Raw genomic sequence first — 25,999 nt, forward strand, 5'->3', positions numbered from 1 at the left:
AGGTATCAGGCAGGAAAACCGAACAGGCCGGCGGGGTTGTGCACCAGGATCTGCTCGCGGACCGTGGCGTCGGGCAGCGCACGCACCAGCAGTTCGACCAGATCGGCGTCGTTGGGCATGGTGTGGCTGGCGGCGTCGTACAGGGGGTGGGGCCAATCGGTGGCCCACAGCATGCGCGTGGCGTCGAGCCCGGCCAGCGTCCGCATCACGGTCACCACGTCGTCATAGGGGGGCCGGCTGCGGTGGTCCAGCCGCGAGAGCTTGAGCCACCAGTGGCCGCGCGCCAGGGCTTCGCGCAGGAAGTCGGCGCCAGGCCCGTGCAGCCCCTCGGGATCGAGGTAGGCGGCATGGTCCACGATCACCGGTGCGTCCAGGCTCAGCAGCAGCGCCGCGTGCTGCGCCAGTTCCGCTGCGGTGGCGTGCAGGGAAAGGCTCCAGCCCAGGCGCACGGCGCGCGCCGTCTGGCGGCGGAAGGCGGCCTCGTCGAACGGCTGGCCGAAGCGCGAGAGGATGTTGAAGCGCGCGCTGCGAACGCCCGCGCCGTGCAAGGTGCGCAGCGCCTGGTCGTCGAGGCTGTCGTCCAGCAGCGCCACACCGCGGTAGCGATCGGGGTCGGCACGCAGCGCGTCGATCAGCACGGTGTGGTCGAACCCGTACACCGACGGCTGCACCAGCACGGCCCGTTCGATGCCCAGTTGCCGGTGCATGGCCTGCAGCTCGGCCAGCGTGGCGGACGCCGGCTCGTAGCGGCGCCCCGGCAGCAGCCGGTGTGCGTGCGCCGGGTCGAACACATGCAGCGCCGTGTCGCACGACCGCGGCGGCAAGACGGTGGCGGGCCGGCGGGTGGCGCGCAGCCAGTCAAGGCAAGACACCATGGCCTCAGTCCCGCGCCGGCACGTAGTCCCCGGCGTTGTGGACCCAGCCCTTGGCAATGAAGTCCGCCCGCGGCGGGCTGAAGATGTCGATCAGCAGGTGGTGCCCGCCGCCAATGCCTTCGGTGGTGTGCACCAGGTCCACGGGAATGACCGCCAGCGACGGCGACGGGGCTGGCAGGTGTTCGTCGGGCCGCCAGAGGTTGGCGTTCTTGCCCCATGGCACCCGCAGGTGGTGCACATAGTTGCCCGCCAGCGCCAGCGAGCCCTGTTCGAAATCGGTGTGGCTGTGCGGGCTCAGCGCGGTGCGGTCGCGCTCGCCGTGGTAATCCACCCAGTTGATGGACAGCGTCTCGGTCTGCAGCATTTTCAGGCGCGGGTTGTCCCGCGGCGCGGGCACCGACGCCATCTCGAACACCTGGGCTTCGGCTGCATCGGGGCGGCGCAGGTACGGGCGCCCCGTGGGCACGATGCGCGGGTCCGGCTCGGCGTAGGCGTCGGCGTTGAGGATGTCCCCCTCTCTGATGTCGCCCCGGCTCGACGCGATCACGGCACAGCTGCCGCCCTCGGCCAGGGCGATGGCATGCACCCCGGCGGCGAGAATGCACACACTGCCCTGGCCGTTGGCGCGGGCCACCACCGTGCCCGAGGGCGCGTGGGAAAGGGTCGCTGGCGCGTCCGGCAGGATCACCAGCACCTCCGAGGCGCTCTCCACGGTGAACGGCTGGCCGCCCGAAACGATCCGTTCCACGATGAAGTTCTGGCCACGCATGCACCAGCGCCGGTGGCCGTCGGACAGCAGGGGCTCGTGGGCATCGAAGGCGGCAAAACTGCGGTGCCGCACGGCAGCGGGTCGGGGAATGGATGGGGTCATGAACGTCAGGCCCGGAAGGCCAAAAAACAACTCGGGGTCATCATGGCCGCAATGTTTCACCGGGCGCAATGCGCATCGGAGCGCTTTCTGCCAGCCGGAAGGCAACCCCGGCTCTGTTCCGCTTGCCGGAAAGGCGCCGCCTATTCGTTGACAGTGCCAGAGCGGCTCAGAAATCATCCGCGGGGTTCGCTGCCAGCTGTCCGACGGGCACCACAGGCCGACACCCCACCATCCAGGAGACATGTCCATGCATTCGAAATCCCGCACAACCGCCCTTGCGCAACCACTTTTCCGGCACGCCGGCCGATGGCTCCTGGCCACCGCGGTAGCGGTCTCCGCGCACGCCACGGCACTGGCGGACACTTTCCCTGACAAGCCCGTGCGCATGGTCGTGCCCTTCTCCGCCGGCGGCACCATGGACACCTTCGGCCGCCTGGTTGCGGGCGAAATGGCCAAGGCGCTGGGCACCAGCGTGGTGATCGAAAACCTCACCGGCGCAGGGGGCTCGATCGGCAGCAACAACGTGGCCCGCTCGGCGGCCGATGGCTATTCGTTCTGCTTCTGTGCCACCGGCAGCACCGTGATCCTGCCGCTGATGGACAACAAACTGCCCTACAAGGTCCCGCAGGACCTGCTGCCCGTGGCCCACGTGCTGCGCATCGAACAGACCATCGTGGTCAATGCCGACAAGGGCGCCGCCTCGCTGGCCGCGCTGGTCGAACAGGCCCGGACCAAGCCGACCGGCCTGCTTTACGGCACGCCCGGCATCGGGACCTCGAACCACCTGGCCGGCGAGCTGTTCAAACAGGCTTCGGGCACGAACATCGAACCCCTGCACTACAAGGGCGAGGCACCGGCACTGGTCGACCTGCTCAGCGGCCAGATCGACTTCATGATCGCCTCGGTGTCGTTCGCCGAGCCGCACGTGAAGGCCGGCAAGATGCGCGTGCTCGCCCTGACCGGCCCCAACCGCCTGCCGAACTACCCGGCCATCGCGACCATCGCCGAATCGGGTTTTCCGGGCTACGAAGCCACCACCCAGGTCGGCCTGCACGTGCCCAAGGGCACGCCGCGCGAGCGCATCGACAAGCTCAACGCCGCGCTCAACCAGGCCCTGCAGAGCAAAGAGCTGCGCGAGCGCATGGCCGCCAACGGCGTGACCCCCGTGGGCGGCACGCCCGAGGCCTACGCCCAGTTCCTGACCCAGGAATATGAAAAATGGGGCCACGTGATCAAGCAGGCCGGCATCAAGCTGCAATGACCTGCCTGCGCCCCTGAGCACCCTTCCGACCGAGCCCACGAGCATGCCCACCCGACTTCTGCTGCTGCCCCCGCAACTGCCTGCCACCCGCGACTGGGCGCAGCGCCTGAGCACCGCCTGCCCCGAGCTGGAAGTGGTGGTCGCCGAAAGCGACGCCGAAGCGGCGGCTGCCATCGGTCAGGCCGATGCCGCCGTGGGCACGCTCACCCCGGCCCTGCTGGCCGCGGCGGGCCGGCTGCGCTGGCTGCACTCGCCCCTGGCGGCGCCGCCAGCGGGCTACTTCTTCCCGGAGCTGACGGCGCACCCGCTCACCGTCACCAATGTGCGGGGCATCTTCAACGACCACATCGGCGCGCACATCCTGTCCTTCGTGCTGGCCTTTGCCCGCGCGCTGCACCGCTACATCCCCCAGCAGCAACGCAGCGAATGGAAACAGCCGCCGCGCTACGAGGGCACGGTCTACCTGCCCGAAGCCACGGCGCTGATCGTTGGCGTGGGCGGCATCGGGGCCGAGACCGCGCGGCTGCTCTCGGCGTTCGGCGTGACGGTGATCGGCACCGACGCGCTGCGCACCGAAGCGCCCGAAGGCATGGCGGCCATCCACCCGCCCGAACAGCTCGATGCCCTGCTGCCGCAGGCCGACTTCGTCATCGTCACGGTGCCGCACACGCCGGCCACCGAAGGCCTGTTCGACCGCCAGCGGTTCCAGCGCATGAAATGCGGCGCGTTCTTCATCAACATCGGCCGCGGCATGACCACCCGGCTGGACGACCTGGTCGAAGCGCTGGAGAGCGGACAGGTCGGCGGCGCCGGCCTGGACGTTTTCGAGCAGGAACCCCTGCCCGCCTCGCACCCGCTGTGGACCCAGCCGGGCGTGCTGATCACCCCCCACGTGGCCATGTGGGGGCCTTACTACAACGAGCGCCGCTATGCCGTGCTCAGGGACAACTGCGCCCGCTTCCTGGCGGGGCAGCCCCTGATCAACGTCGTGGACAAGGCCAACTGGTTCTGAGGCACTGACGCCCGGCCCCGGCACACCGCCCGCACAGTATGATGGCCCCCCACTCCTCACCCGCCTCCGCGGCTGCGTCGGACCGTTCCGCCGCCACGAGGGCGCGGAAACGCTTCATGGGCCAGACGCGCGACAACCCCAAGACCGAATCGATACGGGCCATCTCGCGCGCCCTGCTGATCCTGCGCGTCATGAACGGGCAGCCCACATGGAGCCTGCACGATCTGCACCTGCAGACCGGCCTGCCCAAGTCCACCATCTTCCGCATCCTGCACACCTTGCAGCAGGATGGCTACGTCAGCGTCGAAGGCAGCGCCGGGGTCTACCGGCTGACGGCCAAGATCCTGGAAATGAGCGGCGGCTACACCGACAAGTCGCTGCTGGTGGAAATGGGCTCGGCTGCTGCGCTCAAGCTGACCAAGACCATCAAATGGCCGGTGGCCATCGGCGTGCTGGATGGCGACGCGATCGTGGTGCGCTATAGCGGCATGCCCTACAGCCCCGTCGCCGCCCACGCCACCACGCTGGGCCAGCGGCTGGGCCTGACCACCACCGCCATGGGTCAGGCCTACCTGGCGTTCTGCCCCGAGGTCGAGCGCGAGATCCTGTTCGACATGCTGCGCATGCAGGGCGCCTCGAACGGCACCCACGTCCTGACGGACGAGGAGGCGCTGCTCCACACGCTGCGCAACGTGCGCACGGCGGGCCATGCCGTGCGCCAGCCGAACGCGCTGCGCCGCACCGCCACGCTGGCCGTGCCCGTGCTGCACGGCGACGAGGTCGCTGGCCTGATGGGCATGACCACCTTCGGCTCGCTGATGACCGGGGCCACCATTGCCCAGTTTGCGCCCGTGCTCAAGGACGCCGCGCAGTCCCTGGGACAGGCCTATTCCGAGCGCCTGGGCCAGTTGCGTTCGGGCCAGTCCTGAGCCGCCTTTCTGGCTGCCGGAAAGCGCCGCTGCGCGGGTTGCGCCACCAGCGAGGCCTTGCCAAGATCGGTGGTTTCTCCCCTTCAACCCGCTATCTGCCAGGCCATGAAACAACGCGCCGACATCCGCGAGGGCTCCCTGGCCCTCGGCTCCTTCGTCAAGACCGACTCGGCCCAGATCACGGAAATCCTGGGCACCACCGACCTCGACTTCATCGTCGTGGACGCCGAACACGCCCCGTTCGACCGCCTGAGCCTGGACCGCCACATGATGGCCGGCCGCGCCACCGGCATGCCCGTCTGGGTGCGCGTGCCCGACAAGCTCCCGGCCACCTTCCAGTCGGCGCTCGACCTCGGCGCTGCGGGTCTGGTGGTGCCGCGCGTGGACAACGCCGGGCAGGCCCGCCAGGTGGTCGCCCAGGCCAAGTTCCGCCATGGAGGCAGCCGGGGCTTCTCCATCTCGCCGCGCTTCGCAGGCTATGGCACCCTGAGCATGACGGCCGCCATCGACGCCGCCGACCGGACGCTGGTGATGTGCCAGATCGAAACCGCCGAAGGGCTGGCGCAGGTGGCCGCCATCGCGGCGACGCCGGGGGTCGACGGCCTGCTCATCGGGCGGGCCGACCTGGCGCTGTCGCTGGGGGTGGAGGACATCCGCGCGCCCATCGTCTCCGATGCCTGCGACCGCATCATCGAAGCCGCGCTCCAGGCCGGCATCGCCCCGGCCATGTTCGTGCCCAATCCGCAAGACGCGCAGGCCTTCCGGCGCCGCGGCGTGCGCTGCTTCGTGATCTCGTCCGACCAGTCCCTGCTGCGCGGCGCGGTGCAGCAGATGGCCCACCCCAGCCAGTGGGAGGCGCCGGCCGAACACTGAGGCCGCGCCCGATTGGCCCTAGACTTGGTCGTCCCCACGAATCCCCGACGCCCATGTCCCAGAGCCCGCCCATGACGCCGGCGCAGATCGAGCAGTTCTTTGCCATCCTGCAGGCCGCGAACCCGCAACCCGTCACCGAGCTGGAATACACCAGCGTGTTCGAACTGCTGGCCGCGGTGCTGCTGTCGGCCCAGGCCACCGACGTGGGCGTCAACAAGGCCACGCGCAAGCTGTTCCCGGTGGCCAACACGCCACAGAAGATCCTGGCACTCGGGCTCGAAGGCCTGGAGTCCTACATCAAGACCATCGGGCTGTACCGCAGCAAGGCGAAACACCTGATGGCAACCTGCCGCATTCTGGTCGAGCGCCATGGTGGTGAGGTGCCCCGCACGCGCGAGGAACTCGAAGCCCTGCCCGGCGTGGGTCGCAAGACCGCCAACGTGGTGCTCAACGTGGCCTTCGGCGAACCGACCATGGCGGTGGACACGCACATCTTCCGCGTCGGCAACCGCACCGGCCTGGCGCCGGGCAAGACGCCGCTGGCGGTCGAGCACCAGCTGCTCAAGCGGATTCCCGCGAAGTACCTCGTCGATGCCCACCACTGGCTGATCCTGCACGGGCGCTACGTCTGCCAGGCGCGCAAGCCGCTGTGCGCGCAGTGCGCGGTGGCCGCCTGCTGCCGCTTTCCGGCCAAGACCCCGGCCTGAAGGCCGTCAAACCGTCAGCGCGAGCCAGCCACCGGGCGGCGGCGCCTGCCGGGGCCATTCGTGCGCGCCGGCAATGGTGCGCCGCCCCGGCTGGATCAGGTACTGCACCGCGCGGATGACCCCGGCGTGGGTCACCCACACCATCTCGGGCTGCTGCGTGGCCCGCGCGGCATCGAGCGCGGCGGCCACCCGGTCCAGCACCTGCTGGGTGCTCTCGCCGGACCGGTCACCGCCGACACGGTGGTGGGCAAAACCGGCCATCCAGTCCTCGAACTCGCTGCGCGGCAGGCTGTCCCAGGGGCGGAGTTCCCAGCCGCCAAAGTGCATTTCGTTCAGCCGGGCGTCGACCCGCGGATCGCCCAGGTCGGGCCGCAGGGCCTGCAGTGCCTGCGCCAGTTGCCGCGCGCGGCCCAGCGCCGACACCCACACGGGCACCCCGGGCGCCGGCAGGCTGGCGAACGCGATGGCGGCGCCCTGCGTGGGTTCGGCCAGGGCCGGCACGTCGCTGGCGCCGTAGCACAGGCCCGGCGGCAGGTCCACGGGGCCGTGGCGCAGCAGCCAGAGCCTCATGCCGCCGCCCCCAGGCCAAGGACGAGCCCCAGGTAAAACCCGATTTCGGCCACCTGCTGGGTGGCGCCCAGGCCATCGCCGGTGAAGCCTTGCAGACGCCGCTGCAGCAGCCGCCAGACCAGGCCCCCGCCCAGCGCGGCGCCCAGCAGCGCCGCCGCCCAGGCCCCGTCCGGCAGCAGGTACAGCGCCAGCGGCACCACCGGCAGCCACCAGAGCACACCGACCACCACCGCGCCGTTGGCGATGCGGTCGGCCAGCGGCTTGGATTTGGAGCCGTCGCTCTCGCCCACATGGTCCAGCGTGCGGATCACGAACAGTGGCAGCAGCCGCGACGTGACGTGCGCCGCCAGCAGCGCCACCGCCACGCGCAGCGCCCCTCCGGCCTGCGCCAGCAGCACCAGCAGCGCGAGCTTGGCCAGCAGCGCCAGCACCAGGGTCGCGGCGCCGTATGTGCCGATGCGCGAGTCCTTCATGATGGCCAGGGCGCGCTCGCGGTCGACACTGCCGCCCAGGCCGTCGGCGGTGTCGGCCAGACCGTCTTCGTGGAAGGCGCCGGTCAGCCAGAGGCCGAAGGCCGTGCTGAAGACCGCCGCTACCCAGAGCGCCGCCGGCTGCGCGGGCAGCGCACGCACCGCCCCCAGCCAGACCAGCGCCACGAGCGCGCCCACCACCCAGCCCACGCCCGGGAAATGGGCCGCGCTGGCGCGCAGCATCGCGGGCGAGTAGCCGACCCACGCGGCCAGCCGCCCGGTCACGGGAATGCGGGTGAAGAACTGCAACGCCAGCAGGAAATGGCGCACGCCGCCGCGCTCGCTCATGCCCACCTCAAGCCTGGGCCGGCGCGGCGGCACTGGCGCCGTCTTGCCGCGAAACGCCGGCCGCTTCGAAGCTGGCCATCTCGCGCAGGATGGCGCAGGCGCTTGGCAGCAGCGGCCAGGCCAGCGCCGCCCCCGAACCTTCGCCCAGGCGCAGGCCGAGGTCGAGCAGGGGCTCGGCTTTCAGGTGGGCGAGCATGAGCGCGTGGCCGCGCTCGCCCGAGCGGTGCGCGAACACGCAGCGCTGCAGCACGGCGGGCCGGAGCTGGCTGGCCACCAGCACGGCCGAGGTGGCGATGAAGCCGTCGACCACGATCACGCGGCGCTCGTGCGCGGCCTGCAGCACCGCACCGACCAGCGTGGCGATTTCGAAACCGCCCAGGGCCGCCAGCGCGGCCAGCGGCTCGGTGGCGTCGGCATGGCGCGCCAGCACCTGGCGCAGGATGCCAATCTTGCGTTGCACGGCCTCGGCGTCGAGCCCGGTGCCGGCACCGGTGGCGTCGGCGATGTCCAGACCGACCAGGCGCGCCAGCAGCAGCGATGCGGCCGAGGTGTTGCCGATGCCCATTTCGCCCAGCAGCAGCGCGTTGCCGGGCAGACCCTGCACCAGCGCCGCCCCGTTGGCCAGGGCCTGATCGCGCTGCGCCGCGCTCATGGCCGGGCCTTCCAGCGCATCGGCGGTGCCGGCACCGATCTTGCGGACCAGCAGGCCCGGGCGCTGCGCGAAGTGATGCCGCACCCCGCAGTCGACCACCGTCAGCCCGATGCCGTTCTGGCGCGCCAGCACGCTCACGGCCGCGCCGCCGGCCAGGAAGTTTTCCACCATCTGCCAGGTCACGTCGCTCGGGTAGGCCGAGACCCCCCGCGCCGCGAGGCCGTGGTCGCCGGCGAACACCACCATCTGCGGGTCGTGCAGCACCGGCTGTTCGCTGCCGAGGATGAGGCCGATGCGCTGGGCCAGGCGCTCGATCTGGCCCAGGGAGCCGACAGGTTTGGTCTTGTTGTCCAGCCGGTGCTGCAGGCGCGCGGCCAGTTCGGGTTGGGCGATGTCGTCGATGACGGGAAGGGTGAATGGCATGGTGTCAGTCGGTGTGGATGAGTCGGTCGAGCACGCCGGGTTCGGCGTGCCGTTCGAGAAAGTCGGCGAGACCGTCGAACACGGTCTCCAGGGTCGGCACGGTGGCGCCGAACAGGGCGCGCAGCACGGCCGGGTCTTCAAACAGCCCGTGCAGGTAGCAGCCGAACACATTGCCGGCCGCGTTCTGCCAGGCCAGGCCCGGCACGATTTCGCGCGCGATGTCGCCCTTGGCGGCCATCGCCGGGTGCGGCGCGGTCTGGCCGTGGTGGATTTCGTAGCCAGCGGCGCTGACGCCCTTGAGCGCGGCCCAGGGCCCCACCGCGTCGCCGAAGGTGATGCAGCTGCGGCGCACGGTCTTGTCGGCGTCGAAGGCCGTCACCAGCGGAAGCAGGCCCAGGCCGGGGGCGTTGCCGTCGATGCCATGGGTATCGATCAGGGCCTCGCCCAGCACCTGCAGCCCGCCGCAGATGCCCAGCACCGCCCCGCCTTGCGCCGCGTGCGCGGCCACCGCCTGGTCCAGCCCCTGCGCGCGCAGCCAGGCCAGGTCGGCCGCGGTGGCCTTGGAGCCGGGCAGCACGATCCAGTCCGCGCCCACGCAGTCGGCCGGCGTGCGCGCCCAGACCAGGCGCACGCCCGGCACGTTCTTGAGCGGCTGGAATTCGTCGAGGTTGCTGATGCGCGGCCAGGCGATGACGGCGATGGTTTTCTTCACCGCGCCGGACGCCCGCGTTTTGTCGTCGAACACGCCGTCTTCTTCCGGCAGGCCGTGCTGCCACCACATCGGCAGCGTGGCGACCACCGGCACGCCGGTCAGGTCCCGCAGTATCTGGGGCGCGGGCGCGAGCAGGCTGGCGTCGCCGCGGAATTTGTTGAGCACGAAGCCCTGAATGAGCGCACGCTCGTCTTCGGGCAGCAGCGCCCAGGTGCCGTACAAATGGGCAAACGCGCCGCCGCGGTCGATGTCGGTGACCAGCAGGCAGCGCGCCTGCGCATGGCGCGCCACGCGCATGTTCACGATGTCGCTGGCGTGCAGGTTGATTTCGGCCGGCGAGCCCGCGCCTTCGATCACCACCACGTCGTTGTCGGCGCGCAGCGCGTCCAGCGCCGCCACGATGTGCGGCCAGACCTTTTCGCTGCGGCCGCGCCAGGGCATGGCGCTGAGTTCGTGGTGGACCTCGCCCATCAGCACCACCTGGCTGCGGGTGTCGGCCTCGGGCTTGAGCAGCAGCGGGTTCATGCGGACCTCGGGCTCGGCTCGGGCGGCCAAGGCCTGGAAGTACTGCGCAGAACCAATTTCGGCCCCCACGCTCCGCCGCTGACGCGGGTCGCTGCCCCCCGAGGGGGCTGATTCGGCTTGGGGCGGCCCGGCGCCGAATCCGTCGCCCTCCGCAGCATCCTCTTCGTTCGGTCTGCCAGCCACCACCCTGGCGTTGTTGCTCATGTTCTGGGCCTTGAACGGCGCGACTTTCAACCCCTGGCGGGCATAGTGCCGGCACAGCGCCGTCGTCAGCCAGCTCTTGCCGGCGCCGCTCGTGGTGCCCAGCACCATCACGCAAACCGCGGTCATGGCGATGTCTCCAGTTTGAGGTCGTTCAAGGCCGCGTCCAGCGCCGCCAGGGCTTCGGGGCGCTGCGCACTCAGCCGCCACCAGCCCGGCAGGCCGAACGAGGTGGCGTCGCGCAGTTTGATGCCTTGCTCACGCAGGGCCACCGCGTTCAGCGCCTGCGGCGGCTGCGCGCAGCCGTAGGCGGTGTCGCTGGGCGCGAGGGTCCAGCCGTGGCGGGCCAGCGTGTGGCGCAGGGCTTGCGCCCAGGTGGCCAGCGTGTCGCGGCTGCGGGCGACCCAGGCCTGCACCCCGGGCTGCGCCCAGGCCCACAGCATGGCTTCCCCGTGGGCCCCGATGGGCCAGGACGCGGCCAGTGCGTCGAGCGCGGCGACGTCCGCCTGCGCACCCAGCGGCGCGATGGCGTAGGCCGCGCGCACGCCCGTCAGGCCCAGCGCCTTGTTGGGCGACCACAGTTGCCAGACGCGGTCGAGCTGCGCGGCGCTCAGGGCACTCTCGCCCCGCAGCCGCAGGGGCGCGTAGGCCCGGTCGAGCACGACGGTGCGCGGCCGCCCGGCCAGCACCGCGCGCAGGGCCTCGGGCGCTTCGCCCTGCCCCAGCGGGCTGCCGGGGTCGCACAACCAGGCCAGGCAGGCCTGCGCGGGCACATCCACCCGCCCCAGCCCCCAGGCCGTGGCGGCCTGCAGGTAGTCGCCGTAGGCGTGCGGTGGGGTCCAGACATGCCGGTCGCCCGCGCGCCAGCGCCAGGCCGTGAGCCGCTGGATGGCTTCGCTCGCGCTGGCTGCCAGCAGCACGCGCGCCGGGTCCACCGCGTGCAGGCCGGCGAGCGCGGCGCGCACGCGCGTGTAGGCCGGGTCGGGGTAAAACGCGGCGTCGGCACCCTGCACCGCCTGCAACGCCAAGGGGCACGGGCCGCAGGCGTTGGCGTTGCTGGAAAAGTCCCAGCGCGCGGCGCCCTGGGCATCGGCCCCGCCGTGAACACGGGCCGTCATCGCACGCTCCCCAGCACGGCGAGCAGCAGCCCGGCGGCCGCCAGGCCCGCCAGCAGCGCCACCACCTGCCCGCAGCGCCGCAGCGCGCGCACCGTGTCGGCGGCTTCGGGCGGCCGGCCCGCGGCATTGAGTTCGTACACACCGGACTTGCCGAGCCGGATGCCCAGGTCCACCGCCAGCGCGCCCATGGGCCAGCCGCCGTTGGGCGACGGCGTGCGGCCGGCGTTGGCCACCACGCCCGACCAGCCTCGCCCCGCCGAAGGCAGCGCGATCAACAGCGCGGTGAGCCGCGCGGGCAGCCACGACAGCACGTCGTCGGCGCGCGCCGCCCAGCGGCCGGCCCAGGTCCAGTCGCGGCCGCCGCGTTCGCCCCGGTAGCCCCACATGGCGTCGGCGGTGTTGGCCAGGCGGTACAGCGCGGCGCCCGGCAGCCCGGCCACGGCGAACCAGAACAGCGGCGCCACCACCGAGTCGTTGAGGTTTTCGGCCAGCGTGGACACCGCGGCCTCGCGCACCTGCGACGGGCTCAGGGCGCTGACGTCGCGGCTCACCAGCCAGCCCACACGCCGCCGGCCGGCGTCCAGCGACTCGGTCAGCCCGGCCTCGACCGCCCGCACCTCGTCGCGCAGCATGCGCCAGGACAGCAGGGGTTTGAGCAGACCGCCCAGCAGCACGGCCTGGGCCAGCGGGTGCAGGGGCTGCAGCGCCGCCGACAGCGCCGCCGCCGCGGCCACCACCAGAGTGGCGCCCAGGCACCAGCCCAGCGCCCCGCCCCAGAATTCGGCCCCCGGGCGCGGCACCGCGCCGGCCGCGCGCGAGATCCGCCGCCCGACCGCCCCCAGGTAGCGGCCCATGACCACCACCGGGTGCAGCCGCGCGGGCGGTTCACCGAACACCACGTCCAGCACCAGCGCCACCAGCACCGCGCCGGCCAGCACGGCAGCATCGGGGACGGATGCAAGCAAGGCCATCACCACCGCGCCACGCCTTCCGGGCGCGCGGTCCAGCGCCCACCGAGGCACCGGCTTTGCCGGGCCTCTGGTGGGGTCCCCCTGGGGGGAAGCCGCGAAGCGGCGCAAGAGGGCATCTCAAGCATGTGCGCGGGTGGTGTGCATGCCCATGCGCGCCAGCAGGTGCTGGTCCGCCTCCACGTCGGCGTTGCCGGTGACGAGCAGCTTGTCGCCATAGAAGATGGAATTGGCCCCGGCCAGAAAGCACAGGGCCTGGGTGGCTTCGGCCATCTGCCGGCGCCCGGCCGACAGGCGCACCTTGGCACGGGGCATGGTGATGCGGGCCACGGCGACGGTGCGCACGAATTCCAGCGGGTCGAGGTCGGGCTGATCAGCCAGCGGCGTGCCGGGCACCTTGACCAGGTGGTTGATCGGCACCGATTCGGGGTACGGGTCGAGGTTGGCCAGTTGCGCGATCAGGCCGGCGCGCCCGGCGCGCGATTCACCCATGCCGACGATGCCGCCGCTGCAGACGTGGATGCCCGCCTCGCGCACGTGGCCCAGGGTGTTCAGCCGGTCCTGGTAGTCGCGCGTGGAAATGATGTCGCCGTACAGCTCGGGCGCGGTGTCGAGGTTGTGGTTGTAGTAGTCGAGCCCGGCGTCCTTCAGGCGCTGCGCCTGGTCGCCGGTGAGCATGCCCAGGGTGCAACAGGCTTCCAGGCCTTCGTCCTTGACCACGCGCACCAGTTCTTCGACCTTCTCCAGATCGCGGTCGTTGGGCGCGCGCCAGGCCGCGCCCATGCAGAAGCGCGAGGCGCCGGCCGCCTTGGCGCCCAGCACGGCTTCGCGCACATCCTCGGCGGTCATCATCTTGCCGGCCGCCACACCGGTTTCGTGGTGCACCGACTGCGGGCAGTAGCCGCAGTCTTCCGGGCAGCCGCCGGTCTTGATCGACAGCAGCGTGGCCAGTTCCATGTGGGTCGGGTCGTGGTGCTCGCGGTGCACGGTCTGGGCGCGGTGCATCAGCTCGGGCAGGGGCAGGTCCAGCAGGGCCTGCACATCGGCCACGGACCAGCGCTCGACCGGGGCTGGCGCAGGCCGGACGGGACGGTGCAGGGTGACGGGTTGTGCGGCGGTGGGGATCATGGATTTTCTCCGGCAACGGGCAAGGTGGGCGGCAGGCGGCACAGGATGCCGCTGCGCAGCAAGGCGGGACGGGCATCGCGCGCCAGCGTGCCGTCGGGGGACCGATCATGCAGCACCGCGCAGTCGAGCAGCGCCCGGGCCGCGTCGGCGGTGGCGGACAGATCACCGAACTGGTAACTGTGTTTGCCCGGGGCCTGAAAGGCCACGGTGCAGGCGCGCGAGCAGCCGGCCGTGCAGGCCTGGCCGCGCACGCGCACGGCGGCCCAGTCGGGCCGGTCGCCCAGGGCCTGCGCGGCCTGCACGGCTTCGAACAGGATGTCGCCGGCCGCGCGCTGTTCGCGGGTATTGCCGCCGGGGCGGCAGGTGGTGCAGATGATGAGTTCGGTCATGGTCGGAGGCCAGGGTGTGGCGGAATCAGGGCGTTGGCGGCTGGCGCAGCTCGGCCCCCCAGTGTTGGGCCCAGACGCGGCAGCGCCCCAGCGGGCGCGTGCGGTCGTCGAAGTCGACGATCACCACGCGGTCGGCGGCGGCCGGGCGTTCGGGCTGTTCCAGGCTGCGGCCATCGGTCAGCAGCCAGAGCGTGTGTCTTGCCCCGCCGTGGCGGCGCCGGTGGGCGTGCAGAGAGCGCTGCGCCTCGAGCAGGCCTTCGGCCAGCGGTGTGCCGCCGCCGCCGCCCACCCGGCTCAGCGGCGCGATGGCCGCGCGGCGCGCGGGCGCCGCCCCCTGCAGCCATTGCACGCCCTGCCCGCCCAGCAGCAGCAGGGCCACCTGCGCGCCAGCGCGGGTGGCTTCGTGCACCAGGCGCGCGGCGTAGGCCTTGGCAGCGGCCAGGCGGCCGCCGTGGCGCATGGAGCCGGAATGGTCCAGCGCGATCAGGTGCAGGGCCGCGGCGTCGGCGCCCTGCGGCACCCGCGCCAGGTGTTCGCGCCGCAACCGGTCCGGGCCCTTGCTGAGCAGGGTGCGCGGCCAGTGGATGCGCGCGCCGGCAGCCACCGCCGTGGCCGCCCGTTCGGGGATCGCCAGGCGTGGCGCCGGCCAGGGGTTTGGGCTGGGCCACCGCCGTGGGCCGGGCACCAGCGGCGCCCGGCCCACGGGGTGGCTCAGGCTTTTTTTGCGCCCAGCCCTCCCACCGGACGGACGGGCGCCATGCCCACCGGCAGGGCCGGCAACGCGCCCCAGTCGCCGTCCGGCGCACCCGCAGCGGCATCGCCCCGGTCGGTCGCGGACGGCGGCGCACCCGCCGGCGAAGCAGAAGGTGCCGGACGCTGGGCCGGCGGCGGTGCGCGGTGCGGCGCGGCACCGGGCGGGACCGCCCGGTCGGCCGGTGCCTGGCGCCGGTGCGCCAGCGCCAGTTCCGCGATGGCGTCGACGTCGGCTTCGGTGACCCCGGCGCGCCCGTCGAGCGCGGCCTGCGCCCGCGCCGCCTTGAGCAGCACCAGATCGCCGCGCAGGCCGTCGCTGGCCGCGTCCAGCGCCAGCGCGGTGGCGTGGGCGATCACCGCGTCGGACCAGGCCAGCGCGGGCAGCGCGGCGCGCGCGGCGGCCACCCGGGCCACCAGCGCCGCCTGCGCTGCCGCGTGCTGCGCCAGCACCGCCTGCGGGTCGGCGTCGAAAGCCAGCCTGGCGCGCACGATGGCCTGGCGCAGGCCGTGGTCGACCGGGTTCTCCAACGTCACGGCCAGGCCGAAGCGGTCGAGCAACTGAGGCCGCACCTCGCCCTCTTCCGGGTTCATGGTGCCCACCAGCACGAAACGCGCCGCGTGCTGGCGCGAGATGCCGTCGCGCTCCACGGTGTTGACGCCGCTGGCCGCGGCGTCGAGCAGCGCGTCCACCAGCGCGTCGGGCAGCAGGTTCACTTCGTCCACGTACAGCACGCCGCCGTGCGCCCGGGCCAGCAGGCCGGGCGCCAGGCGCACCTGGCCGTCGCGCAGCGCGTCTTCGAGGCTGAGCGTGCCCACCACCTGCTCCACGCTGGCGGCCAGCGGCAGGCTCACGAAAGGCGCACCGGGCAGCAGCGCGGCCAGGGCGCGCGCGGCGGTCGATTTGGCCGTGCCGCGCGGGCCGCTGATGAGCACGCCGCCGATGCCGGGGTCCACCGCAGCCAGCAACAGCGCCTGCTGCAGCGCCCCCTGGCCGATGAGCGCGGCGAAGGGAAAGACCGTGTCGCTGGCGGGATGCAGTTCGGGAACGGGGGCGGAAACGGTGGCGGAAATGGGGGTCATGTCGAGGGTCCTTCGCCCGGGTTTTCCAGGCGGTGTTCCAGGGCCAGCAGGTGGTCTTCGATGCGTTCGCGGTGCTCGCCGGGCGCCTGCCACAGGCCGCGCTGCATGGCATCGAGCAGTCGCTCGCCGATGCGGCGCAGCGCCTGCGGGTTGTGCCGCTCCAGAAAAGCGCGGTTGTCGGGGTCGTGCAGGTAGGCGTCGGCCACCAGCGCGTACTGGTGGTCGCCGATGAGGCCGGTGGTGGCGTCGAAGGCGAACAGGTAGTCCACCGTGGCGGCCATCTCGAACGCGCCCTTGTAGCCGTGGCGCTGCACGCCTGCGATCCATTTGGGGTTGACCACGCGGGCGCGCACCACGCGCGCCAGTTCTTCACCCAGACTGCGGATGCGTGGCACGCCGGGCGTGCTGAAGTCACCGTGGTAGAGCGCGACCGGCGCGCCGCCCAGGTGTTCCACCGCCGCCGCCATGCCGCCCTGGAACTGGTAGTAGTCGTCGGAGTCGAGGATGTCGTGTTCGCGGTTGTCCTGGTTGTGCAGCACCGCGTCGAGCCCGGCCAGCCGGCGTTCGAAGCTCTCGCGCGCGGCGGCGCCGTGCGCGCCCTGGCCGTAGGCAAAGGCGCCGGCCCGCAGGTAGGCCTGGGCGATGTCGTCGCCCCCCTGCCAGCGGCCGCTGTCGATCAGTTCCTGCAGGCCGGTGCCGTAACCGCCGGGGCGCGGGCCGAACACGCGCCAGGTGGCCTGGCGCCGGGCGGCGGCTTCGTCCAGGCCTCGCGCCCGCGCTTCGGCCGCTTCGCGCTGCACGCGCGCGCGCACCGGGTTCACGTCGTCGGGTTCGTCGTCGGCGCTGATCGCCGCCACCGCGCGCACCGCCGTGTCGAACAGATCGATGACGTTCGGGAAGGCATCGCGGAAAAAGCCCGAGATCCGCAGCGTCACGTCGACCCGCGGCCGGTTGGCGATGGCCATGGGCAGCACCTCGATGTCGACCACGCGGTGGCTGCCGGGCGCCCACCGGGGGCGCACACCGAGCAGGGCCAGCGCCTGGGCGATGTCTTCGCCGCCGCTGCGCATGGTGCTGGTGCCCCAGACCGACAGGCCGACCGACGCCGGAAAGGCGCCGTGGTCCTGCAGGTGGCGCTGAATCACCCGGTCGGCCGCCAGCGCGCCCATGGCGTAGGCGGTGGGCGTGGGCACGGCGCGGGTGTCGACGGCGTAGAAGTTGCGGCCCGTGGGCAGCACGTCAGGGCGGCCGCGCGAGGGCGCGCCGCTGGGGCCCGGTGGCACGAAGCGGCCTTGCAGGCCGCGCAGCAGTTGCGCCATTTCCTGCGGACCGCAGGCGTCCAGGCGCGGCGCCAGCGTCTCGCGCAGCGCCGCCAGCACCGCGCCGCTGCGCGGCCAGCGGGCCGGGTCGGGCGCGGCGGCGCCATCGTCCCCGCTCACCCAGCGGTTGGCCAGGCGTTCCAGCCGGTCGCGGGTGTGGCCGGCATGGCGCCATGCCTCATCACCCAGGGCCGCCAGCTCGGGCGGGCGCGGGCCGGTCCACGGCCGGTTCCAGTCCGGGTCCAGCGGGTCGAAACCATCCAGCCCCAGGTCGGCGGCCAGCGCCTGCAGCAGACTGGCCTGCCCGGCCCCGCTGCCGCGCGGAAAACGCGCCAGCGCCACCAGGGTGTCGGTGCGCTGCCGGCCTTGCGGCGAGCGGCCGAGGATGTGCAGGCCATCGCGGATCTGCGATTCCTTGATCTCGCACAGGTAGGCGTCCAGCCGCTCCAGCAGGCGCTGGCGGTCCGGCTCGTCAGCCGGTGCGGCGAAGCCCAGGTCGGTGTGCAGGCCGTGGCGCAGCACCTGGTCGAGGATGTCGCCACGCAGGCGGGTGGCGCGACGCGGGTCCAGCGACAGGGCTTCGTAGTACTCGTCCATCTGCCGCTCCAGCACCTGCAGCGGGCCGTAGGTTTCGGCCCGCGTGAGCGGCGGCATCAGGTGGTCGATGATCACGGCCTGGGTGCGGCGCTTGGCCTGGCTGCCTTCGCCGGGGTCGTTGACGATGAAGGGGTACAGGTGCGGCAGCGGCCCGAGGATGGCGTCGGGCCAGCAGTCGGCGCCCAGCGCCACGCTCTTGCCCGGCAGCCATTCGAGGTTGCCGTGTTTGCCCACGTGCACCACGGCGTCCACCGCCCAGGCGCGGCGCAGCCAGAAATAGAAGGCCAGGTAGTTGTGCGGCGGTACCAGGTCGGCGTCGTGGTAGCTGGCGACCAGATCCAGGTCGCGCCCGCGCGCCGGCTGGATGCCGATGAACACGTGGCCCAGGCGCAGGCCGGGCACCATGAAGCGGCCGCTGCGCAGCAGGGGGTCGGCCCCGGGCGGGCCCCAAAGGGCGTTGACTTCAGCCTGGCGCTCGGGCGCCAGCGCGGCAAAGTCGGCCAGGTAATCGCTCAGGGCCAGGCTCTGGCCCACGGGCCGGTGGTCGTTGGCGTCGAGGTCGTTGGTGACGCCGGCCACCAACTGGGCCATCAGCGCGTCGCCGTGCGCCGGCAGCGCACCGGTGCGGTAGCCCTGCGCCTGCAGGGCCTGCAGGATGGCCACGGTGGAGGCCGGGGTGTCCAGCCCCACGCCGTTGGCCAGCCGGGCGTCGTCGTTGGGGTAGTTGGCCAGCACCAGGGCCAGACGCTGTTCGGCCGGCGGGCGCTGGCGCAGCGTGCACCAGCGGCGCGCCAGTTCGGCCACGAAGGCGATGCGTTCGGGCTCGGACTGGTAGCGCACCACGTCGGCCTGCGCGCGCTCGCAGCGCCAGGCCAGGCCTTTGAAGCTGACGGCCCGGGTACCGATGCGGCCGTCCACCTCGGGCAGCACCACCTGCATGGCCAGGTCGCGCGGCGTCAGGCCGTGCGGGTCGGCGGCCCACTGCTCGCGCAGGCCGCCGGCGGTGATGAGCTGGAGCACCGGCGCGTCGCCGGCCAGGGCCACCGGTGCCGCCTCATCGCCGTCGATGGCGCCGACGGCGAAGCTGGTGGCGTTGAGCACCACGTCGACCCCACGCGCCTGCGCCAGGGCCTGCACGGTGGCCAGGGTGGCGGGGGCTTTGAGCGAGTCGACCGCCAGCGCCAGCGGGTTCAGGCCGCGTTCGTGCAGCGCCACCATCAGGGCGTCGAACACCGCGGTGTTGCCCGACTGCGCGTGCGCCCGGTAGAACAGCAGCAGCGCGACCGGCGCCGGCGCCCGCCAGGCCAGCGGCGGCTGCGGCGCATGCGCCCACACGGCGGGCATGGGCTGCGGCGGCGCCGGCATCGGCCCCCGGCCCCAGACGCGGTGGGCGATCAGGTCAAAGAAGGCGCGCGCGTTGTCGCGCCCGCCTTCGCGCAGGCAGCGCCAGAGCCAGCGCGCGTCGGCGGCGATGGCCGTGCTGCGCATCAGCAGTTGCGGGTCTTCCTCCTGGTCGCCCGAAAACAGCGCCAGCCACTGGCCGTGGCGCGCCGCCAGCGACACCGCCTGTTCGACCACGTAGGCCCAGTCGGCCGGTGCGCCCAGGTGGTCGATCACCACCACCCGCGCGTGGCGCAGCACGTCGTCGGCGTAGAGGTCCATCGAGGCCGGCTGGCGCAGCCACATCAGATTGGCCAGCCGCACCGAGGGGAAATCCGTCGGCAGCGCATCGACCGCGTCGGCCAGCAGAGACAGCGTGGTGTCGGCCGCGCTGAGCACGACGATGTCGCCGGGCGTCTGCGCCACGCGCACCACGCCCTGGCCGCCGTCGTCGACGTGGCCGCCCGGCCGGGTGGACAGCAGGTGCATGCGGGGGCGCCTTTCGCGATCAGGCCGCCGCGCCGGCGGGGTTCAGGTCGGCCTGCAGCTCGCGCAGCAGCTGGTCGCGGTCGAGGTGGTCGCCGATGAAGACCAGGCGGCTGGCGCGTGCCTCGCCGGCGCGCCAGGGGCGGTCGAACTGGCTGTCGAAGCGCTGGCCCACGCCCTGCACCACCAGCCGCATGGCCGCGCCGGGCAGCGCCACGAAGCCCTTGACGCGGTAGATCTCGTGGCGGCGCACCAGCGCCACCAGCGCGTCGAGCAGGCGTTGGCGGTCGGGCACTTCCAGCGTGAGCGAGAGCGAATCGAACTCGTCGTGGTCGTGGTCTTCTTCCTCGTCGTGGTGCGTCTTGCGCGCATCGATCACGTCCTCCACCGCCCGGCCCATGCCCAGCAGCAGGTCGATGTCCACGCGGCCCTGCTGCGCGTGCACCAGCTTCACGCCCGCGGGCGTTTCGGCGCGCACGGCGGCTTCCACCTGCGCCAGCGTGGCGGCGTCCAGCCCGTCGGTCTTGTGGATCACCACCAGGTCGGCGGTGGCCAACTGGTCTTCGAACAGCTCGGCCAGCGGCGACTCGTGGTCCAGGTTGTCGTCGGCGCGGCGCTGGGCGTCCACCGCCACCGGGTTGTCGGCGAAGGTGCCGGCGGCCACGGCCGGGGCGTCGACCACGGTGACCACCGCGTCCACCGTGAAGGCGGTGCGCAGGCTGGGCCACTGGAAGGCCTGCACCAGCGGCTTGGGCAGCGCCAGGCCCGAGGTTTCGATGACCAGGTGGTCGATCTGGTCGCGCCGCGCGGCCAGCTGTTCCATCACGGGCGCGAACTCTTCCTGCACGGTGCAGCACAGGCAACCATTGGCCAGCTCGAACAGCTGGCCGTTGTCTGCGCCGTCCTCGTCGCAGCCGATGCCACACCCGCGCAGCAGCTCGCCGTCGATGCCGAGTTCGCCGAACTCGTTGACGATGACGGCGATGCGCCGGCCCTGGGCGTTCGTGAGCAGGTGGCGCAGCAAGGTGGTCTTGCCGGCACCGAGGAAGCCGGTGACGACGGTGGCGGGGATTTTCTGGAGGTTCATGGTGTCGGGTTCCGTTGGAGGGGGCGGCCTGCAGGCCGGGTGGTGGTCAGTCCTCGATGCCACGCTGCGCCGGCACCCCGGCGGCAAAGTGGTGCTTGACCAGCGTCATCTCGGTCACGGTGTCGGCCAGCGTGATCAGTTCGGCCGGGGCGTTGCGGCCGGTCAGCACCACCGTCACCTGCGGGGGGCGCTCGCGCAGGCAGGTCAGCACCGCGTCGAGCGGGATCCAGCCGTAGCGCAGCGGGTACATGATTTCGTCGAGCACGACCATGAAGTGTTCGCCCGCGCGGATGGTGGCGTCGGCCTTGGCCCAGCCGGCCAGCGCCAGTTCGGCCGAGTGGTCGAGGTCGCGGCTCTTCCAGCTGAAGCCGTCGCCCAGGCCTTCGATGGGGATGCCCAGCTGTTCGAACAGCCGGTGTTCGCCGAAGCGCGCCGACGGCACCTTCATGAACTGGTAGACCTTGACCTTCTTGCCGCGGCCGTGCGCACGCGCGGCCAGGCCGAAGGCGGCCGTGCTTTTGCCCTTGCCGTTGCCGGTGTGGACCATGACCAGGCCGCGGCGTTCACCCTGGGGTTTGGGCGTGTCGCGCTGCGTCGGCGGTGTTTCAATGTGCATGAGAGGTCTCCTTGTCGGGTGCTCGCCTGAGCAGGTAGGTGTCCATGAGCCAGCCGTGGCGCGCCCGCGCCTGCGCCCGCTCGCGCAGGATGGCGGGGCCGGCTTCGGCCAGCGGGCCGCTGATGCACAGCTGGTGCGGCAGGCCCAGGTAGGCGCCCCACCAGATGTGCAGGCCGGCGGGGTCCAGGGTCTGGAAGGCGCATTGCCCGTCCAGCATCACGGCCACGGTGTCGGCACTGTCGGGCCAACCGCGCTCGCGCAACTGGCGCCCGGTGGTGATGAGCACCGGGGCGTTGATGTCGTTGAGCGGGATGGCGTGCGCCGCCGTCAGGGCCTGCAGTGCGGTGATGCCTGGCACCACGGTGGTCGTCAGGTCCACACGCGGCGCCAGACGCCGGGCGATGCGCAGGGTGCTGTCGTAGAGCGAGGGGTCGCCCCAGACCAGCAAGGCCACCTCGCCGCCCGCGGGCAGCTGGCGGGCGATGGTGTCGAGCCAGACCTGGGCGATGGCGTCGTGCCAGCGGTCCACGGCGCCGAGGTAGTCGGTGTCGGCGCCTTCGCGCACCGGCATGTCGAACGGGGCGATGGTCGCCGCGCCCTCGGGCAGCAGTTCGCGGCACAGCGCCAGGCGCAGGTCGGCCAGGTCGGCCTTGTCGGCGCCCTTGCGCGGCACCAGCACCAGCTGGGCGCGCTGCAGCGCCGCCACCCCCTGGCGGGTGATGTGGTCGGGGTGCCCCGCCCCCATGCCGATCAGGCTCAGGTGGATCTTCATTCGGTGCCGGCGGGAAAACGGGGTTGCGCCCCCAGCGGACGGTAGCGGCGGTCGTAGTCGGCCGCGTAGAGGCGGCTGTGGCCGAAGTCGTCGGCGCCCAGGTTGCGCCCGACCAGGATCAGCGCCGTGCGGTCGATGCCTTCGCCCAGGGCGGCCTCGACGGTCGACAGGCTGGCCCGCACCACGCGCTCGTCGGGCCAGCTGGCGCGCCAGACCACGGCCACCGGGCAGTCGGCCCCGCAATGCGGCACCAGCTCGCGCACCACCTGCGGCAGCACATGGATGGACAGGTGGATCGCCAGCGTCGCGCCGGTGCGGGCAAAGTTCGCCAGCGCCTCGCCCTCGGGCATGGGCGAAGCGCGGCCACTGGTGCGGGTCAGCACCACCGACTGGCTCATGCCCGGCAGCGTCAGCTCACAGCCCAGCGTGGCGGCGGCGGCGGCAAACGACGGCACGCCGGGCGTGACGGTGAAGGGAATGCCGGCTTCGCGCAGCGCCCGCAGCTGTTCGCCCATGGCCGACCACACCGAAAGGTCGCCCGAATGCAGGCGCGCCACGTCCTGCCCCTGCTCGTGGGCGGTGCGGATTTCCTGCACGATCTGCGCCAGCGACAGCGGCGCGGTGTTGACGATGCGCGCTCCCGGCGGGCAGTGCGCCAGCACGCCTTCGGGCACCAGCGAGCCGGCGTACAGGCAGACCGGGCTGGCCGCGATCAGGTCGCGGCCGCGCAGGGTCAACAGGTCGGGGGCGCCCGGTCCGGCGCCGATGAAATGAACGGTCATGGGGTCGAGGTTTCTGTGGGCACAAGGGCGATGGCGGCGGTGGCGCTGCCATCGGCGCTGATGTGGCGGCGCGCCGCCAGCACCGCACCGGGGCCGGCGGCGGCCAGCGCGGCGGCTTCGGCCAGGCTGTGCGCGCCGTAGCGCGCGGGCACGCGGTCGCTGGGTTGCGCCGCCTGCGATTGCAAGAGGTCGAGCGGCACCGCCCGCACGGGCAGCGCCAGTTCAAGGGCGAGTTGCTGCAAGGCCGGGTGGTCGCGCTTGTCGGCCGCGCAGGCCAGCGCGCGCAGCGCCGCCCCGCCCTGCCCAGCCGCTTCCAGGGCGGCGGCCAGCACCTGCCGCAGCGCCTGTGCGCTGGCCTGCTGGCGCCAACCGAATCCGGCGATCAGCATGGTCACAGCACCCCGCTCCACTGCACCACCGGGCGCGCCGGTTGCCAGCCGCGCAGGCTGCCCAGCGGCTGCGCCTGCGCCAGCGACACCTGCAGCAGCTCGCCGCCGTGTTGCGCGTGCAGTTGCAGCAGCAGGGCTTCGGTTTCCAGGGTCACGCCGTTGACGACCAGGCGGCAACCGGGCCGCCGCACCGCGCACAGGGCGTCGAACAGCGGGCGGTCGAAACCACCGCCGACAAACACCGCATCGGCCGGTGGCAAGGCCGCCAGGGTGTCGGCCGCGTGCCCGACATGCACGCTCAGGCGGTGCGGCACACCCAGCTGTTCGGCGTTGCGGCGGATGTTGGCGGCCCGCTCGGGCGAACGCTCCACCGCGTGCGACGTGCCGCCGGCCAGGCACCACTCCACCGACACGGACCCGGAGCCGGCGCCCAGGTCCCACAGGCGCTCGCCGGGGCGCGGCGCCAGCGCGCGCAGGGTCAGCGCCCGCATCGGCGACTTGGTGATCTGCCCGTCGTGCGCGAACAGCGCATCCGGCAGGCCGCTGCTGGCCGGCAGGCCGCGCGGGCCGTCGTGCAGGTCCAGCGCCAGCGCCAGCGGCGCGTCCAGCCCCGGCAGATCGGGACTGTCCACGCGGAAGCCGCGCACCCGTTCCTGCGGTCCGCCCAGGCGTTCCAGCGCCCAGGCGCTGGACGCGCCATAACCCTGCGCACCGACCAGCGCCACCAGGCTGCGCAGCGCGTCGGCGTCGCGCACCAACACCAGCAGGCGCTGGCCCCGCCGCAGCCAGGGCCGCACGGCCGCCAGCGGCAGGGCATGCAGCCCCAGGCAGGCCACGTGCTCCAGCCGCCAGCCCAGCCTGGCCGCCGCCCGCGAGAACGTGGACGGCTGGGCGAACGCGATCCATTCGCCCGGCTGCAGGTGCTGGCACAGGCTGCCGCCCGCACCGAACCAGAACGGGTCGCCCGAGGCCAGCACCGCCACCGGCTGGCCGCGCAGGGCCAGCACCGGCGCGATGTCAAAAGGCACGCCCCAGGCAACGCCCCGCGCGCCCACCCCGGCCAGGGCAAGGTGGCGCGGTCCGCCGAACACGTGCGCGGCGCGCTCCAGCGCGGCGCGGCTACCATCGCCGAGTCCCGCCAGCCCGTCTTCCCCGATACCGATGATCGACAGCCAAGCTTCAGCCATGCCGCGTGTCCTCTTGCTGGGCGGCACCACCGAGGCCAGCCGGCTGGCCCAGGCACTGGCCGCCGTGGGGGTGGATGCCGTGTTCTCCTACGCCGGGCGCACCGACGCGCCCCTGACGCAGCCGCTGCCCACGCGCGTGGGCGGCTTCGGCGGTGTGGCGGGCCTGCGCGACTACCTGCAGCGCGAGGCCATCACCCACGTGGTCGACGCCACCCACCCCTTTGCCGCCCAGATGAGCCGGCACGCGGTCGCCGCGTGCGCCGAACAAGGCCTGCCGCTGCTGGCACTGGAGCGCCCCGCCTGGCAGGCGCACCCCGGCGACCGCTGGCAGCAGGTGCCCGACCTGGCCGCCGCCGTGGCGGCCCTGCCGGCGACCCCGGCGCGGGTGTTCCTGGCCATCGGCCGCCAGCACGTGCAGGCGTTTCTCGACGACACCCGGCACTGGTACCTGCTGCGGCTGGTCGATCCGGGCCTGCAATTGCCGCCCGAGCGGGGCGCGGTGGTGCTCGACCGGGGCCCCTTCACTTTGGCCAACGACCTGGCGCTGCTGGCGCAGCATGGCATCACCCACGTGGTGGCCAAGAACGCCGGCGGCCAGGGCGCGCAGGCCAAGCTGGACGCGGCACGGCAGCGCGGCTGCCCGGTGATCCTGATCGACCGGCCGCCCATCCCCGCGCGGCCCGTGGTGTGCTCGGTGCCCGAGGTGCTGCGGTGGCTGGACTGCACGCATGGTGACGATCCCGTTCATGCGGCCCGCGCCGAGCGCGGCGTGTAGACGAAGCGGCCCACGCGCCGCGTGGTCGAACTGCCGACGATGACCACGGTGCGCATGTCGGCCATGTCGGCCTGCGCCGCGCCCAGCGGCACCCACAGCAGCCGCTCCTGCGGCGTGCTGACGGCGCGGGCGAACAGCAGCAGGCGGTCGGGCGCGCAGGTCTCGCGCAGCACCTGCAGCACCTGTTCGAAGGTGTGCGGCCGGTTGGCCGAGCGCGGGTTGTAGAACGCCACGGCCATGTCGGCCCCCACCACGGCGCGCAGGCGCTGTTCGATCAGCGACCAGGGTTTGAGGTTGTCGCTCAGGTTCAGGGCGCAGAAGTCGTGCCCCAGCGGCGCCCCGGCGCGCGCGGCGGCGGCGAGCATGGCGGTGATGCCGGGCAGCACGCGCAGGTCCAGCGCCTGCCAGTCGGGCCGGCCCTCCATGGCTTCGAACACGGCAGCGGCCATGGCGAACACACCAGGGTCGCCCGACGACACCAGCACCACCCGGCCACCGGCGGCCGCCAGGGCCAGCGCAGCGCGGGCGCGGTCGAGTTCCTCGCGGTTGTCCGAAGGATGCAGGGTCAGGCCGCTGCGGGGCGCCACGCGCGCCACGTAGGGGATGTAGCCCAGCACGTCGGTGGCCTCGGCCAGGGCCTGGGTCACTTCCGGCGTGATCTGGGCGTCGGCGCCGGGCCCCAGGCCGGCGATGCAGAGCCAGCCGCTCATGCGATCCGGCGCCGGGCCGCCCCAAGCCGGATCA

At 72.7% G+C, this 25,999-nt stretch carries 26 protein-coding genes; 6 read left to right on the forward strand and 20 right to left on the reverse strand.

Annotated features, from left to right (window positions below; genetic code table 11):
- Window positions 1–5: 5 nt before the first annotated feature.
- The gene (locus tag L0977_RS10340; RefSeq protein WP_234264782.1) at window positions 6–875 is read right to left on the reverse strand and encodes an amidohydrolase family protein; all 870 of its coding nucleotides are present in this window, start codon (window positions 873–875) and stop codon (window positions 6–8) included.
- 4 nt (window positions 876–879) lie between these two features.
- Window positions 880–1,746 carry a hypothetical protein gene (locus tag L0977_RS10345; RefSeq protein WP_234264783.1) on the reverse strand — a complete coding sequence of 289 codons (867 nt, stop codon included), beginning with the start codon at window positions 1,744–1,746 and terminating at the stop codon, window positions 880–882.
- Between the two features lie 247 nt (window positions 1,747–1,993).
- Between L0977_RS10345 and L0977_RS10350 the strand changes: the two genes are divergently transcribed.
- The 5 genes from L0977_RS10350 (at window position 1,994) to nth (ending at window position 6,528) form a co-directional block, all read left to right on the forward strand.
- Window positions 1,994–3,007: a Bug family tripartite tricarboxylate transporter substrate binding protein gene (locus L0977_RS10350; RefSeq protein ID WP_234264784.1), complete on the forward strand. Its 1,014-nt coding sequence runs from the start codon at window positions 1,994–1,996 to the stop codon at window positions 3,005–3,007.
- Window positions 3,008–3,050: 43 nt separating this feature from the next.
- Window positions 3,051–4,019 (forward strand): D-2-hydroxyacid dehydrogenase, encoded by a 969-nt coding sequence (locus L0977_RS10355; protein WP_234264785.1) that lies wholly within the window; start codon window positions 3,051–3,053, stop codon window positions 4,017–4,019.
- 116 nt (window positions 4,020–4,135) lie between these two features.
- On the forward strand, window positions 4,136–4,948 hold the full coding sequence (locus L0977_RS10360; RefSeq protein WP_234264786.1) for a helix-turn-helix domain-containing protein: 813 nt from the start codon (window positions 4,136–4,138) through the stop codon (window positions 4,946–4,948).
- A gap of 105 nt (window positions 4,949–5,053) precedes the next feature.
- The gene (locus tag L0977_RS10365) at window positions 5,054–5,821 is read left to right on the forward strand and encodes an HpcH/HpaI aldolase family protein (protein WP_234264787.1); all 768 of its coding nucleotides are present in this window, start codon (window positions 5,054–5,056) and stop codon (window positions 5,819–5,821) included.
- Window positions 5,822–5,892: 71 nt separating this feature from the next.
- Window positions 5,893–6,528: an endonuclease III gene (nth, locus tag L0977_RS10370; protein ID WP_234264873.1), complete on the forward strand. Its 636-nt coding sequence runs from the start codon at window positions 5,893–5,895 to the stop codon at window positions 6,526–6,528.
- Between the two features lie 6 nt (window positions 6,529–6,534).
- Here the strand turns inward: nth and L0977_RS10375 are convergent, their stop codons facing one another.
- From L0977_RS10375 to cbiT, 17 genes are all read right to left on the reverse strand, one after another.
- Window positions 6,535–7,098, reverse strand: a complete 564-nt coding sequence (locus tag L0977_RS10375) for a histidine phosphatase family protein (protein WP_234264788.1) — start codon at window positions 7,096–7,098, stop codon at window positions 6,535–6,537.
- Window positions 7,095–7,916 (reverse strand): adenosylcobinamide-GDP ribazoletransferase, encoded by an 822-nt coding sequence (gene cobS / locus L0977_RS10380; RefSeq protein ID WP_234264789.1) that lies wholly within the window; start codon window positions 7,914–7,916, stop codon window positions 7,095–7,097. The genes L0977_RS10375 and cobS overlap by 4 nt, the downstream gene beginning before the upstream one ends.
- 7 nt (window positions 7,917–7,923) lie before the next feature.
- Window positions 7,924–8,991, reverse strand: a complete 1,068-nt coding sequence (gene cobT / locus L0977_RS10385) for a nicotinate-nucleotide--dimethylbenzimidazole phosphoribosyltransferase (protein ID WP_234264790.1) — start codon at window positions 8,989–8,991, stop codon at window positions 7,924–7,926.
- Window positions 8,992–8,995: 4 nt separating this feature from the next.
- Entirely contained in the window at window positions 8,996–10,558 is a 1,563-nt protein-coding gene (locus tag L0977_RS10390) for a cobyric acid synthase (RefSeq protein ID WP_234264791.1), read from the reverse strand.
- Window positions 10,555–11,547, reverse strand: a complete 993-nt coding sequence (locus L0977_RS10395; protein ID WP_234264792.1) for an aminotransferase class I/II-fold pyridoxal phosphate-dependent enzyme — start codon at window positions 11,545–11,547, stop codon at window positions 10,555–10,557. The genes L0977_RS10390 and L0977_RS10395 overlap by 4 nt, the downstream gene beginning before the upstream one ends.
- Entirely contained in the window at window positions 11,544–12,518 is a 975-nt protein-coding gene (cbiB, locus tag L0977_RS10400; protein ID WP_442786625.1) for an adenosylcobinamide-phosphate synthase CbiB, read from the reverse strand. The genes L0977_RS10395 and cbiB overlap by 4 nt, the downstream gene beginning before the upstream one ends.
- A 117-nt stretch (window positions 12,519–12,635) precedes the next feature.
- The gene (gene bioB, locus L0977_RS10405) at window positions 12,636–13,643 is read right to left on the reverse strand and encodes a biotin synthase BioB (protein WP_234264794.1); all 1,008 of its coding nucleotides are present in this window, start codon (window positions 13,641–13,643) and stop codon (window positions 12,636–12,638) included.
- Entirely contained in the window at window positions 13,640–14,032 is a 393-nt protein-coding gene (locus L0977_RS10410; protein WP_234264795.1) for a DUF1636 family protein, read from the reverse strand. The genes bioB and L0977_RS10410 overlap by 4 nt, the downstream gene beginning before the upstream one ends.
- A gap of 25 nt (window positions 14,033–14,057) precedes the next feature.
- On the reverse strand, window positions 14,058–14,636 hold the full coding sequence (locus tag L0977_RS10415) for a vWA domain-containing protein (protein ID WP_234264796.1): 579 nt from the start codon (window positions 14,634–14,636) through the stop codon (window positions 14,058–14,060).
- Window positions 14,637–14,743: 107 nt separating this feature from the next.
- Complete coding sequence (locus L0977_RS10420; RefSeq protein WP_234264797.1) at window positions 14,744–15,865, reverse strand: ATP-binding protein; 1,122 nt, start codon at window positions 15,863–15,865, stop codon at window positions 14,744–14,746.
- Entirely contained in the window at window positions 15,862–19,650 is a 3,789-nt protein-coding gene (cobN, locus tag L0977_RS10425) for a cobaltochelatase subunit CobN (protein ID WP_234264798.1), read from the reverse strand. The genes L0977_RS10420 and cobN overlap by 4 nt, the downstream gene beginning before the upstream one ends.
- A 19-nt stretch (window positions 19,651–19,669) precedes the next feature.
- Window positions 19,670–20,734, reverse strand: a complete 1,065-nt coding sequence (cobW, locus tag L0977_RS10430) for a cobalamin biosynthesis protein CobW (RefSeq protein WP_234264799.1) — start codon at window positions 20,732–20,734, stop codon at window positions 19,670–19,672.
- A gap of 46 nt (window positions 20,735–20,780) precedes the next feature.
- A complete protein-coding gene (gene cobO / locus L0977_RS10435) occupies window positions 20,781–21,350 on the reverse strand; it encodes a cob(I)yrinic acid a,c-diamide adenosyltransferase (protein ID WP_234264800.1) in 570 nt (189 codons plus the stop codon).
- Window positions 21,340–22,122 carry a precorrin-6A synthase (deacetylating) gene (gene cobF / locus L0977_RS10440; RefSeq protein ID WP_234264801.1) on the reverse strand — a complete coding sequence of 261 codons (783 nt, stop codon included), beginning with the start codon at window positions 22,120–22,122 and terminating at the stop codon, window positions 21,340–21,342. The genes cobO and cobF overlap by 11 nt, the downstream gene beginning before the upstream one ends.
- Window positions 22,119–22,904, reverse strand: a complete 786-nt coding sequence (gene cobM, locus L0977_RS10445) for a precorrin-4 C(11)-methyltransferase (protein ID WP_234264802.1) — start codon at window positions 22,902–22,904, stop codon at window positions 22,119–22,121. The genes cobF and cobM overlap by 4 nt, the downstream gene beginning before the upstream one ends.
- Complete coding sequence (locus L0977_RS10450; protein WP_234264803.1) at window positions 22,901–23,293, reverse strand: cobalamin biosynthesis protein; 393 nt, start codon at window positions 23,291–23,293, stop codon at window positions 22,901–22,903. Before L0977_RS10450 ends, cobM begins: the two co-directional genes overlap by 4 nt.
- A gap of 2 nt (window positions 23,294–23,295) precedes the next feature.
- Window positions 23,296–24,480 (reverse strand): precorrin-6Y C5,15-methyltransferase (decarboxylating) subunit CbiT, encoded by a 1,185-nt coding sequence (cbiT, locus tag L0977_RS10455; RefSeq protein WP_234264804.1) that lies wholly within the window; start codon window positions 24,478–24,480, stop codon window positions 23,296–23,298.
- On the opposite strand from cbiT, the gene L0977_RS10460 reads away from it, so the two are divergent.
- Window positions 24,479–25,255 carry a cobalt-precorrin-6A reductase gene (locus L0977_RS10460; protein WP_234264805.1) on the forward strand — a complete coding sequence of 259 codons (777 nt, stop codon included), beginning with the start codon at window positions 24,479–24,481 and terminating at the stop codon, window positions 25,253–25,255. The genes cbiT and L0977_RS10460 overlap by 2 nt on opposite strands.
- On the opposite strand, the gene cobJ is transcribed toward L0977_RS10460, so the two are convergent.
- Window positions 25,225–25,965, reverse strand: coding sequence for a precorrin-3B C(17)-methyltransferase (cobJ, locus tag L0977_RS10465; protein WP_234264806.1), 741 nt, complete (start codon window positions 25,963–25,965; stop codon window positions 25,225–25,227). The two genes, L0977_RS10460 and cobJ, sit on opposite strands and share 31 nt — an antisense overlap.
- Between the last annotated feature and the right edge of the window lie 34 nt (window positions 25,966–25,999).

The sequence above is a fragment of the Hydrogenophaga sp. NFH-34 genome (assembly GCF_021401345.1).
GTDB classification, from domain to species: Bacteria; Pseudomonadota; Gammaproteobacteria; order Burkholderiales; family Burkholderiaceae_C; genus Hydrogenophaga; species Hydrogenophaga electricum.